9 protein-coding genes are annotated in these 11,872 nt (G+C 70.8%); all 9 read right to left on the bottom strand.

The features are described from left to right. Positions 1 to 12 precede the first annotated feature (12 nt). Positions 13 to 1,755, bottom strand: a complete 1,743-nt coding sequence (locus NE235_RS13050) for an ABC transporter ATP-binding protein (protein WP_252802313.1) — start codon at positions 1,753 to 1,755, stop codon at positions 13 to 15. Then, positions 1,752 to 3,467 carry an ABC transporter transmembrane domain-containing protein gene (locus tag NE235_RS13045; RefSeq protein ID WP_252802311.1) on the bottom strand — a complete coding sequence of 572 codons (1,716 nt, stop codon included), beginning with the start codon at positions 3,465 to 3,467 and terminating at the stop codon, positions 1,752 to 1,754. Before NE235_RS13045 ends, NE235_RS13050 begins: the two co-directional genes overlap by 4 nt. Positions 3,468 to 3,520: 53 nt before the next feature. Next, complete coding sequence (locus NE235_RS13040) at positions 3,521 to 4,549, bottom strand: ABC transporter ATP-binding protein (RefSeq protein WP_308206066.1); 1,029 nt, start codon at positions 4,547 to 4,549, stop codon at positions 3,521 to 3,523. Then, positions 4,542 to 5,555: an ABC transporter ATP-binding protein gene (locus tag NE235_RS13035; protein ID WP_252802309.1), complete on the bottom strand. Its 1,014-nt coding sequence runs from the start codon at positions 5,553 to 5,555 to the stop codon at positions 4,542 to 4,544. The genes NE235_RS13040 and NE235_RS13035 overlap by 8 nt, the downstream gene beginning before the upstream one ends. Beyond that, complete coding sequence (locus tag NE235_RS13030; protein ID WP_252802307.1) at positions 5,552 to 6,487, bottom strand: ABC transporter permease; 936 nt, start codon at positions 6,485 to 6,487, stop codon at positions 5,552 to 5,554. The genes NE235_RS13035 and NE235_RS13030 overlap by 4 nt, the downstream gene beginning before the upstream one ends. Further along, the gene (locus tag NE235_RS13025; protein ID WP_252802305.1) at positions 6,480 to 7,406 is read right to left on the bottom strand and encodes an ABC transporter permease; all 927 of its coding nucleotides are present in this window, start codon (positions 7,404 to 7,406) and stop codon (positions 6,480 to 6,482) included. The genes NE235_RS13030 and NE235_RS13025 overlap by 8 nt, the downstream gene beginning before the upstream one ends. A 1-nt stretch (position 7,407) precedes the next feature. Further along, the gene (locus NE235_RS13020; protein ID WP_252802303.1) at positions 7,408 to 8,994 is read right to left on the bottom strand and encodes a peptide ABC transporter substrate-binding protein; all 1,587 of its coding nucleotides are present in this window, start codon (positions 8,992 to 8,994) and stop codon (positions 7,408 to 7,410) included. A gap of 203 nt (positions 8,995 to 9,197) precedes the next feature. Next, the gene (locus NE235_RS13015) at positions 9,198 to 9,938 is read right to left on the bottom strand and encodes a succinate dehydrogenase/fumarate reductase iron-sulfur subunit (RefSeq protein WP_252802301.1); all 741 of its coding nucleotides are present in this window, start codon (positions 9,936 to 9,938) and stop codon (positions 9,198 to 9,200) included. Next, positions 9,938 to 11,872 carry a fumarate reductase/succinate dehydrogenase flavoprotein subunit gene (locus NE235_RS13010; RefSeq protein WP_252802299.1) on the bottom strand — a complete coding sequence of 645 codons (1,935 nt, stop codon included), beginning with the start codon at positions 11,870 to 11,872 and terminating at the stop codon, positions 9,938 to 9,940. Before NE235_RS13010 ends, NE235_RS13015 begins: the two co-directional genes overlap by 1 nt.

Here is an 11,872-nt window from a genome sequence, read left to right as displayed (position 1 = left end):
GGCGCGGCCCGGTCAGCCCGAGCCGTGCCAGGACCTCCACAGCGCCGCGTAGGAGCCGTCCCGGGCGATCAGCTTCTCGTGGTCGCCCAGCTCCGTGATCCGGCCGTCCTCCACGACGGCGACCCGGTCCGCGTCGTGCGCCGTGTGCAGCCGGTGCGCGATCGCCACGACCGTACGGCCCTCGAGGACCGCCGACAGGCTGCGCTCCAGGTGCCGGGCGGCCCTCGGGTCCAGCAGCGACGTCGCCTCGTCCAGCACGAGCGTGTGCGGGTCGGCCAGGACGAGACGGGCCAGCGCGAGCTGCTGCGCCCGGGCGGGCGACAGCGCCGCGTGGCCCGCGCCGACCTCGGTGTCCAGCATCGCGTGGGCCCAGGACGCGTCCACCGCGTCGAGGGCGCGGGCCAGCTCCTCGTCGGTCGCGTCCGGCCGGGCCAGCAGCAGGTTGTCGCGGATCGTGCCCCGGAACACGTGGTGCTCCTGGGTGACCAGGGCGACGTTGCGGCGCAGTTCCTCCAGCGGCAGGTCGACCAGCGGCACCCCGCCGACGGTGACCGCTCCGGCGCGCGGCCGCAGCACGCCGACCAGCAGGCGGCCGAGCGTGGACTTGCCCGCGCCGCTCGGCCCCACCATCGCCAGCCGCTCCCCCGGGCGCAGGCGCAGGTCGATCCCGTGCAGGACGTCCTGGCCGTCCCGGTACGCGTACCGCACCCCGTCGGCGGACATCCGCTCGCCGTCGGGCCGCCGGCCGCCGGGCGTACGGTCCGCCGGCACCTCCGCGACGCCCAGCAGCCGGGCCAGCGACGCGCCGCCGACCTGCAGCTCGTCCACCCACGACAGGAACCGGTCGAGCGGGTCGATGAGCTGCTGGACGTACAGCGTGGCGGCGGTGACCTGGGCCAGCGACGCCATTCCGTGCAGGTAGAACAGGCCGCCGATCAGCAGCGTGGCCGCCACCGGCAGCACGTAGCCGATCTCGACGAGGGGGAACCACACGGTGCGCAGGTCCAGGGTGTACCGCTCGGCGGCCCACGCGACGGCGAGGTCGGCGTCGGTGCGCGCGACACGCCGGTCCTCCAGCCGCAGCGCCTCGACGGTGCGCGCGCCCTCGACCGTCTCACTGAGCCCCGCGGTGACGCCGCCCCACGCCTCGTTCTCCTGAAGGTAGCCGTCGCGGGCCCGCCGGAGGTACCAGCGGGTGCCGCACCACAGCAGAGGCACCCCGACCAGGCACGGCAGCGCCGTCAGCGGCCCGACGAGGATCAGCGCGCCGATCGCGAACGCTCCGGTGACCATCGCGATGAGCGTCTCGGGCACGGCGTGGCGTACGGTCCGCGCGAGGGCGTCCACGTCGCGGGAGGTGCGGGTGACCAGGTCACCGGTGCCCGCCCGCTCCACGGTCGACAGCGGCAGCTCCAGGACCCGGTCGACGAACTCCTCCCGCAGCCGGGCGAGGACCTTCTCGCCGAGCCGCGCGGACAGGTAGACGGCGTACCGCAGCAGGACGCCCTGGACGACGACGAAGCCCAGGATGGCGAGGGCGATCCGGTCGACGGTCACGTGGGAGGATCCGTCGCGCACGTCCTGGACCAGCTCGCCGAGGAGACGCGGGGCGACCAGCCCGGCGACGGCCGCGAGGCCGTGCACGGCCAGCACCGTCGCCAGCTCCCGCGGGTAGGCCAGCGTCAGCCGGCGCGCGTACGCGCGTACCTGCGCGGCCGAGGCGACCGGCAGGATCCCCGGAGCGGAGTCGCTCATGAGGTTCGCCCCTCACTGATCAGGTCCTCGCGGTTCACGGTGGCGGCGTAGGCGGGCTCGGCGCCGAGCAGCTCATGGTGCGGTCCGGTCGCGACCGCCCTGCCCTCGTCGACGAACACGACGTCGTCCGCGTGGGCGAGGACGAGCGGGCTGGTCGTGCAGACCACGGTGGTGCGCCCGCCGCGGAACTCCCGGAGGCGGGCGGCGATCCGGGCCTCGGTGTGGGCGTCGACCGCCGAGGTCGGCTCGACGAGGACCAGGACCTCCGGGTCCGCGGCGAGGGCGCGGGCGAGCCGCAGCCGCTGCTGCTGCCCGCCGGAGAACTCCCGGCCGCCCTCGGCGACCGTGGAGTGCAGCCCGCCCGGGAGCTCCTCGACGACGTCCTCGGCGCAGGCGGCGCGCAGGGCCGCCCGGACGCGCCGCGCGCCGTCGCCCGCGTTCCCTCCGAGCTCGTCGAGCAGCCGCCCGGAGAACAGCCGCGCCTCGTTGTCGGCGACCAGGACGGCCTCGCGCACGACCCGCAGGGGCAGGTCCCGCAGTGGGACGCCGCCCCAGGTGACCGCGCCGTCGGTGAAGCGGCCGAGCCGGTCCGCGATGGCCTGGGCGTCCTCCGGCGCGGTCGCGGCGACGGCGGTGAGCCGGCCGGGCCGTACGACGACACCGGACTCCTCGTCGACCAGATCGCCGCGGGACGGGGAGCGGGTCCCCTCGTCGGACGGCTCGGGCGTCATCCCGAGGATCCGGACAGCCCGCCGCGCGGCGACGTGCGCCTTGGTCATCTTGTCGGCGGCCTCGGTGAGGGTCCGCAGCGGGTCGACGAGGAACACGGCGTACCCGTAGAAGGAGACCAGCTGGCCCGTGGTGATCTCACCGTTCAGCGCGAACCGCGCCCCGGCCCAGGTGACCAGCGCGACCAGCAGCCCGGGTAGCAGCACCTGCGCGCCGTCCAGCAGCGACTCGGTACGCGCCACCCGGACGCCCGCCGCGCGGACGGCCTGGGACTCGGCGCGGTAGCGCGCGGCGACGAACCGCTCGCCGCCGATCCCGCGCAGCACCCGCAGCCCGGCCACGATGTCGCCCGCCCGGGTGGCCAGCTCGCCGTTCAGCTCGCGCTGCCGCTCCTGACGGCGGTGCAGCGGGCGCAGCAGCGGCCCGACCGCGAGGGCCAGCAGCGGCACCCCGGCCAGCACGATCAGGCCGAGCCGCCAGGAGGTCGTCAGGAGGATCACGCCCACGACGACGATCGAGACGACCGCCCCGCTGCCGCGCCCGACGATGTCCATCGCCCCGCCGATGTGCGACACGTCGGACATCCCGACGCTGACGACCTCGCCGCTCGCCAGCCGCTTCGGCAGCGTCGCGCCGAGCCGTACGACCTGCCGGGTGGTCACCTGGATGGTGCGGAAGGTCGCGCCCAGCCAGTTCGCGCTGGAGAGGCGGTGCCGCAGCACACCGGTCACCGCCTGGACGGCGCCGAGGGCCAGCAGGACACCGGACCAGACCACCAGCGCGTGAGCGTCGCGGGCGGTCAGGCCCGCGTCGATCGCCCGGCCGATCACGGCGGGCATTAACGCCTGGCTCACCATCCACAGGACGCCGGCTCCGGCGGCGCCGGCCATCGTGCCGGCCTGGGCGCGCGCCGCCCACAGGAGGTAACGCGCGGGCGACCGGTTGTCGGGCGTGCCGGGATCCGCCACGGGAAGCGAGCGCATGGGAGCCCCGTTCGAGAGACGGCAGATCCCTCGACGCTACCCAGAGCGCGAGATCAGCCGCGAACGATTTTCTCGTCGGCGAAGTGACACGCGCTCGGGTGCGGCGAGCCCGACGTCCCGCCGTCCTCGCCGTCCCCGGCGCCGCCCGGGGCCCGCACCTGCAAGAGCGGTTCGTCGGTGGCACAGACGTCCCGCGCCTTCCAGCAGCGCGTGCGGAACCGGCAGCCGGACGGCGGGTTCGTCGGGCTCGGGACGTCGCCCTCGAGCACGATCGGGGTCCCCTGCCGCGTCGGGTCCGGCACCGGCACGGCCGACAGAAGCGCCTGCGTGTACGGGTGCGTCGGGTGGTCGTAGATCTGCTCCTCGTCACCGAGCTCGACGATCTTTCCGAGGTACATCACCGCGACCCGGTCGGAGATGTGCCGGACGACGGCCAGGTCGTGCGCGATGAAGACGTACGACAGGCCGAACTCCTTCTGCAGGTCGGCCAGGAGGTTCATGACCTGCGCCTGCACCGAGACGTCCAGCGCGGAGACCGGCTCGTCGCAGATGATCACATCGGGCCGCAGCGCGAGCGCGCGGGCGATGCCGATCCGCTGCCGCTGCCCGCCGGAGAACTGGTGCGGGTAGCGGTTCACGTGGTCGGGGTCGAGGCCGACGACCTCCAGCAACTCCCGCACGCGCCGGCGCCGCCCGCCCTCGGGGTCTCCGTGGATCGCGAACGGCTCGCCGACGATGTCACCGACCGTCATGCGCGGGTTCAGCGAGGTGTAGGGGTCCTGCAGGACCATCTGCACCCGGCGCCGCAGCCGCCGCAGCTCCGCACGGGACAGCGCGAACACGTCCTGGTCCTCGAAGCGCACCGAGCCGGAGGTGGGGCGTTCGAGGGCCATGAGCAGCTTGGCGAGCGTGCTCTTGCCGCAGCCGGACTCCCCGACCAGGCCGAGCGTCTCGCCCTTGCGCAGCCCGAAAGAGACGCCGTCGACCGCCTTGACCTGGCCCACCTGGCGCTTGAACACGATCCCCTGGGTGAGCGGGAAGTGCTTGACCAGGTTCTCGACCTGCAGGATCTCGTCAGCCACCGAGCACCTCCTCCGCGTAGTGGCAGGCGCTCCCGTGCCCGGTGCCGGTCACGTCGCGCAGCGCGGGCACCTCGTCGGGGCAGCGCTCCTCCCGCGCCCTCGGGCAGCGCGGGTGGAACGGGCAGCCGGATGGGATCGCCGCGAGGTTCGGCGGCGACCCCTTGATCGGGGTCAGCGCCCGGTCCCGTACATCGACACGCGGCACGGACGCCAGCAGGCCCTCGGTGTACGGGTGCGCGGGCCGGGCGTACAGCTCCCTGACCTCGGCCTGCTCGACGACGCGCCCGGCGTACATCACGACGATGCGGTCGGCGACGTCGGCGACCACACCGAGGTCGTGGGTGATGAGGATCAGCCCCATCGCCATCTCGTCCTGCAGGTCACGCAGCAGCTTCATGATCTGCGCCTGGACGGTGACGTCGAGGGCCGTCGTGGGCTCGTCGGCGATGAGCACGTCCGGTTCCAGGGCCAGCGCCATCGCGATCATGACGCGCTGGCGCATGCCGCCGGAGAACTGGTGCGGGTAGTCGTTCGCGCGGGAGCCCGCCGAGGGGATCCGGACCCGCTCCATCAGCTCGATCGCTCGCTTGCGCGCGTCGCCGCGGGACATGCCCCGGTGCACGAGCAGCATCTCGGCGATCTGGTCGCCGACCCGGTGCACCGGGTTCAGCGCCGACAGGGCGTCCTGGAAGATCATCGCGATGTGCGCGCCGCGGTAGGTCCGGCGCTTCTTCTCCGGCAGGCCGAGCAGCTCGGTGCCCCGGAACCGCACGGCGCCGCCCGTGACGTACGCGGGCGGGGTGTCGAGGATGCCCATCACGGCCTGCGCGCTGACGCTCTTGCCGGACCCGGACTCCCCCAGGATCGCGAGGGTCTCCCCCTCGGCGAGCGTGTAGGAGAGCCCGTTGACGGCGTTCACCGTCGAGCCGCGCATGCGGAACTCGACGCGCAGGTCCTCGACCTGCAGCAGGGGTGTCCCCGGAGCGGGGTCGGTTGTGTTCGTCATCGGAGTTTCGGGTCCAGGGCGTCGCGCACGGCGTCGCCGAGCAGCAGGAAGCTCAGCACGGTCGCGGTCAGGAGCACCGCGGGATAGATCAGGAGGTACGGGTGGTCGGTGAAGACGTCCTGCGCCTGGCTGAGCTGCAGCCCCCAGGAGACCGTGGGGTACTGCAGGCCGACGCCGAGGTAGTCGAGCGTCGCCTCGTACCCGATCACCACGCCGACGTTCAGCATCGCATAGACGAAGACGGGCGCGACGGCGTTCGGCAGGATGTGCCGGACCATGATGCGCAGGTCACCGGCGCCGAGCATCCGGGCGGCCTGGACGTAGTCCGCGTCCCGGACCGACAGCACCTGACCGCGCATCAGCCGGGTCATCGTCGGCCACCACAGCACGCCCAGCACGAGCGACATCGTCCACACCCCGTGGTCGGGGAAGGCCGTGAGGATCACGAGCGCGCCGAGGACGAGCGGCAGGCCGAAGAAGATATCGGTGATCCGGGAGATCAGCGCGTCCAGCCAGCGGCCGAAGTAGCCCGACAGCGAGCCCAGCGTGATCGACAGGGTCAGCGCGATCCCGGTCACGACGAAGCCCACGATCATCGGGGCGCGGGCGCCGTGCACGATCTGCGCCCAGTAGTCGCAGCCGTGGGTGTCGAAGCCGAACGGGTGACCCCCGGCCCCGAACGGGTTCCACGAGGACGGCGTGTGCTTGGCGAACCGCACGTCGCACCGGTCGTTGACGCCGCGGTCGGTGAACAGCGAGGGGAACACCGCGAGCAGGCCCATGAAGAGGAGGATGGCCACCGAAAGCCAGAAGACCACCCGGCGGCGCAGGGCCCGCCACGCGTCACTCCACAGCGACGCGGACGCCCCGGAGACCTCCGACCCGGTCTGGGCGACGGCGAGGGTGTCCGTCGTGGTGATCGGCTCACTCATAGCGGATCCTCGGGTCCAGGGCGCCGTACAGGATGTCGACCACCAGGTTGGCCAGCAGGAAGATCAGCACCAGGAAGGTGGAGATGCCCACGACGGTCGGCCCGTCCTTGATCTGCACGGCCTGGAAGATCTGCTGGCCGATGCCGGGCAGGTTGAAGATGCCCTCGATGACGATCGCGCCGGCGAGCAGGTTCCCCAGGTCGACGCCCAGATAGGTGACGACCGGGATCAGCGAGTTGCGCAGCGTGTGCCGGAGGATGATCCGCCGCCGCGGCAGCCCCTTGGCCAGGGCGGTGCGCACGTAGTCGGCGCGCATGTTCTCCACCAGACTCGTCCGCGTCAGCCGGGCGATGTAGGCGAGGCTGAGCGAGCCGAGGATGACGCCCGGCAGCAGGTAGCTGTACGGCCAGCCGTCATCGGTCCCGGCCGTCGGGAACCAGCCGAGCTTCAGCCCGAAGATCAGCTGGGCCGAGTAGGCCAGCACGAAGGCCGGGATGGCGATGATGAAGGTCGTGCCGCTCAGCACCAGCGAGTCGATGATCCCGCCCTTGCGCAGACCGGCGAGCACGCCGAGCGCGATGCCGACGACCAACTCGAAGATCCACGCGGTGAGGGCCAGCTGGACCGTGACGGTCCAGCCCGTCGCCATCAGGCTCGCGACGGACTGGCCGTTCAGGGTCTCACCGAAGTCCCCGCGGGCGAGGCCGAGGAGGTACCGGCCGTACTGCGTGATCAGCGGCTCGTCGAGGTGGTAGTGGTGCCGGAGCGCCTCGTAGACCGACGGCGGCATCGGCTTGTCGCCGCCCAGGGCCCGGATCGGGTCCCCGGGCAACGCGAACACCGCCACGTAGATCAGGAAGGTGGTGCCGATGAGCACCGGCACCATCTGCAGCAGGCGCCGGAGGACGAAACGCCACACGCTACTTGACCGTCACCTGGTCAAGGTGGACCAGCGTCTGGACGTACGGGTCGACGTGCACGTCACCGATGTGACCGGAGTAGCCGGCCTGGTCCTGCCAGTTCCACAGCGGAGTGATCGGCATGTCCTTGAGCACGAGGTCCTCGGCCTGCTGGTAGTACTTCCGGCCCTCCTCCGGCGTGCTCGCCCCGTTGCCCTTCATGATCAGCGTCTCGCACGCGGCGCCGTCGTACCCGCTGCGGGTCGGCTTGGCACACCGGGGCGTGAGGTAGTCCTCCGGGCTCGGGTAGTCCATCGTCCAGTTGCTGCGGTACGGGCCGGTCGCCTTGTGGTCGACCAGCTTGGAGATGTAGTCCGACGCCTGGATCTTGTCGAAGGTGATGTCCGTGATGCCGAGGTTCTGCTTGAGCTGGTTGGCCACGTCGGTCATCCACTGCTCGTACGTCGGGTCGGCGTTGGAGAACATCAGGTGCAGCGTGCCCTTGAACCCGCCGGCCTTGTCGAACAGCTGCTTGGCCGCCGTCGGGTTGTAGGTGCAGGCCTGCCCGCACGCGTCGGCCCGGTAGCCCGGCACGATCGGCGCGAGCAGCGAGCCGGTCGGCTTGTAGGCGCCGTTGAAGACGGCGTTCACGATCGACTGCCGGTCGATCGCCATCGAGATCGCCTTGCGCAGGTCCGCGTTGGCGAACCGGTCGTCGTAGAGCGGGAACTCCAGGAAGTCCATCGTTCCGCTGGGCACGCTGAGGTATCGCTTCCCGAGCAGGCGCTTCGCCTGGGGCACCTGCGCCGCGGGGATCTGGGTGTCGAAGTCGACCCTGCCCGCCCGCAGGTCCGTGTAGGCGGCGTCACGGCTGGCGTACGTCTTGAAGACCACCCCGTCGGCCTTGGCCGGGCGCGGGCCCTTGTAGCCGGCGAACTTCTTCGTCTTGATCTGCCGATTGTGCTCCCACGCGCCGTCCATCATGAACGGACCGTTGCCGATCGGCTTCTCCTCGTACGCCTTCAGGTCGCCGAAGGCCGCCTTGGGCATCGGCGCGGTGCCGAGGAACGACAGGATGTACGGGAACTGGCTGAACGGCTGCGACAGCGTCACCTGCAGTGTCTGCGGGTCGACGACCTTGAGGCCCTTGAGCGTGTCGACCTTGGGCTTGCCCTTGTCCGGGTTGAGGTCGGCGTAGCCGTCGATGGCGGAGAAGTAGTAGTTGTTGCCCCAGCCGTTGGCGCCGTTCGCGGTGTGGTTCCAGGCGTCGGCGTAGCTCTGGGCGGTCACCGGCTCGCCGTTGTGGAACGTAAGACCCGGCTTGATCTTGATCGTCCAGACCTTCTGGTCTGACGAGTCGACCGACGCCGCCTCCTGCGGCACCGGCTTGCCGTTCGCGTCGAGCGTCATCAACGTGTCGAACAGGGCGCTGTCCACGTTGAGGCCGTACGAGTCGTTGGTGTTGCCGGGGATCAGGTGCTCGGGCTCGGTGTTGGCGAAGGTGAAGACCTTCGACTTGCTCCCGCCACCGCCGCCGCCACCGCAGGCGGAGGCGGCGAGCGCCACCGCGGTCAAGGAGATGAGCCAGCGGCTCTTTTTCACGGTCATCGGGCCGTCCACCTCCGGGATCGTACGGGGATCGGCCCTAGCTTGGCGTAATGCGGCCACGTCTTGGTAGATCTTTACGTCGACCGTTTCGGTATTGAAATATACCTACCAACATGGCCCCTGACATGCTCACGGCCCGGACGGAAGGGGGGACGTACCTTCCATCCGGGCCGTGAAGTCCGGTCACGCGCGGCGTGCGGGGTTCAGCCTCGGGAGGCCTTGAGCAGGTCGGCGTTGAGGCGGGAGATGGTCTCGAACGGGATGCCCTTCGGGCACACCGCGGTGCACTCACCGGTGTTCGTGCAGCCGCCGAAGCCCTCGGCGTCCATCTGGTCCACCATCTTGACCACCCGGTCGTACCGCTCGGGCTGGCCCTGCGGCAGCAGGCCGAGATGGGTGATCTTCGCGGCGGTGAACAGCATCGCGGAGGCGTTCGGGCAGGCCGCGACGCAGGCCCCGCAGCCGATGCAGGTCGCCGCGTCGAACGCCTTGTTCGCGTCCTCCTTCGGCACCGGGATGGCCGCCGCCTCGGGCGCCGAGCCGGTCGGCGCGCTGACGTAGCCGCCCGCCTGGATGATCCGGTCGAACGCCGACCGGTCCACCACGAGGTCCTTGACGACGGGGAACGCCCGCGCCCGCCACGGCTCGATCGTGATGACGTCGCCGTCCTTGAACTTGCGCATGTGGAGCTGGCAGGTGGTCGTGGCCTTCTCCGGCCCGTGCGGCGTGCCGTCGATGACCAGCGAGCACATGCCGCAGATGCCCTCACGGCAGTCGTGGTCGAACGCGACCGGGTCCTCGCCATCAAGGATCAGCCGCTCGTTGAGGACGTCGAGCATCTCCAGGAACGACATGTCCGGCGAGACGTCGTCGATCTCGTACGAGACCATGCGGCCCTCGTCGGCGGCGTTCTTCTGCCGCCAGATCTTCAGCGTGAGCTTCATTACTTGTACGACCTCTGGGTCATCTTGACGTACTCGTACTCGAGGGCCTCCTTGTGGAGGACGGGAGCGCCGCCGGTGTACTCCCACGCCGCCACGTACGCGAACCTCTCGTCGTCGCGCAGCGCCTCGCCGTCGGGGGTCTGCGACTCGGCGCGGAAGTGGCCGCCGCAGGACTCCTCACGGTGCAGGGCGTCGATGCACATCAGCTCGGCCAGCTCGAAGAAGTCGGCGATGCGGCCTGCCTTCTCCAGGTTCTGGTTGAGCTCCTCGTTCTCGCCGGGGACCTTGACGCGGGTCCAGAACTCCTCGCGCAGCTCACGGATCCGGTCGATCGCCTTGCGCAGACCCGCGTCCGTGCGCTCCATCCCGCAGTACTCCCACATCAGCGCGCCGAGCTCGCGGTGGAAGGAGTCGGGCGTACGGTCGCCGTCGATCGACAGCAGTTTCTCGATGCGGCCCTTCACCGCCTCGCGGGCCTCGACGACGGCCTCGTGGTCCTCGTCGATCTTCTCGAACGGGCCCTTGGCGAGGTAGTCGCTGATGGTGTTCGGCAGCACGAAGTAGCCGTCGGCCAGGCCCTGCATCAGCGCGGACGCGCCGAGGCGGTTGGCGCCGTGGTCGGAGAAATTCGCCTCACCGATCACGAACAGGCCCGGGATCGTGGACTGCAGGTCGTAGTCGACCCACAGGCCGCCCATCGTGTAGTGCACCGCCGGGTAGATGCGCATCGGCACCTCGAACGGGTCCTCGCCGGTGATGCGCTCGTACATCTCGAAGAGGTTGCCGTACTTGGCGGCGACCGCGTCCCGGCCCAGCCGCTGGATCGCGTCCGCGAAGTCCAGGTAGACGCCCAGGCCGCCGGGGCCGACGCCGCGGCCCTCGTCGCAGACGTTCTTGGCGGCGCGGGAGGCGATGTCACGCGGGACCAGGTTGCCGAAGGACGGGTAGATGCGCTCCAGGTAGTAGTCGCGCTCGTCCTCGGGGATGTCGGCCGGCTTACGGGTGTCGCCCTTCTTCACCGGCACCCAGACCCGGCCGTCGTTGCGCAGCGACTCCGACATCAGGGTCAGCTTGGACTGGTGCTCGCCGCTCTGCGGGATGCAGGTCGGGTGGATCTGCGTGTAGCAGGGGTTGGCGAACAGCGCGCCCTTGCGGTGCGCCCGCCAGGTCGCCGTGACGTTGCAGCCCTTGGCGTTGGTCGACAGGAAGAAGACGTTGCCGTATCCGCCGGAGGCCAGCACGACCGCGTCGGCGAGGTGCGTCTCGATCTCGCCGGTGATCATGTCGCGGGCGACGATGCCGCGCGCCACGCCGTCGACGACGATCAGCTCGAGCATCTCGTGCCGGGAGAACATCTCCACCGTGCCGGCCGCGATCTGCCGCTCGAGGGCCTGGTACGCGCCGAGCAGCAACTGCTGGCCCGTCTGACCGCGGGCGTAGAAGGTCCGGGAGACCTGGACGCCGCCGAACGACCGGGTGTCGAGGAGGCCGCCGTAGTCACGGGCGAACGGCACGCCCTGCGCCACACACTGGTCGATGATCTCGACGCTGACCTGGGCGAGGCGGTAGACGTTCGACTCGCGGGAGCGGTAGTCGCCGCCCTTGACCGTGTCGTAGAACAGGCGCTGGATGCTGTCGCCGTCGTTGCGGTAGTTCTTCGCGGCGTTGATGCCGCCCTGCGCCGCGATGCTGTGCGCGCGCCGCGGGCTGTCCTGGTAGCAGAAGGACTTGACCTGGTAGCCCAGCTCGCCCAGCGTCGCAGCGGCCGAGCCGCCGGCCAGGCCGGTGCCGACGACGATGACCGACAGTTTGCGCCGGTTGGCGGGGTTGACCAGCTTGCCGCCGAAGCGGCGCTTGTCCCAGCGCTCGTTGATCGGTCCGTCCGGCGCCTTGGTGTCCTCGACCGGGGCGCCCTCGGTGAACAGTTCGGTCAT

Source organism: Actinoallomurus spadix, assembly GCF_024055725.1.
In the GTDB taxonomy this organism is placed as follows: domain Bacteria; phylum Actinomycetota; class Actinomycetes; order Streptosporangiales; family Streptosporangiaceae; genus Actinoallomurus; species Actinoallomurus spadix.
The sequence above is the reverse complement of the archived record's forward strand: the minus strand, read 5'-3'. Positions and strand labels throughout refer to the sequence as shown.

Coding starts and splice junctions, on each gene's coding strand:
- NE235_RS13050 (WP_252802313.1), bottom strand. CDS start 1,755: ATGAGCGACTCCGCTCCGGGGATCCTGCCGGTCGCCTCGGCCGCGCAG.
- NE235_RS13045 (WP_252802311.1), bottom strand. CDS start 3,467: ATGCGCTCGCTTCCCGTGGCGGATCCCGGCACGCCCGACAACCGGTCG.
- NE235_RS13035 (WP_252802309.1), bottom strand. CDS start 5,555: ATGACGAACACAACCGACCCCGCTCCGGGGACACCCCTGCTGCAGGTC.
- NE235_RS13030 (WP_252802307.1), bottom strand. CDS start 6,487: ATGAGTGAGCCGATCACCACGACGGACACCCTCGCCGTCGCCCAGACC.
- NE235_RS13020 (WP_252802303.1), bottom strand. CDS start 8,994: ATGACCGTGAAAAAGAGCCGCTGGCTCATCTCCTTGACCGCGGTGGCG.
- NE235_RS13015 (WP_252802301.1), bottom strand. CDS start 9,938: ATGAAGCTCACGCTGAAGATCTGGCGGCAGAAGAACGCCGCCGACGAG.
- NE235_RS13010 (WP_252802299.1), bottom strand. CDS start 11,872: ATGACCGAACTGTTCACCGAGGGCGCCCCGGTCGAGGACACCAAGGCG.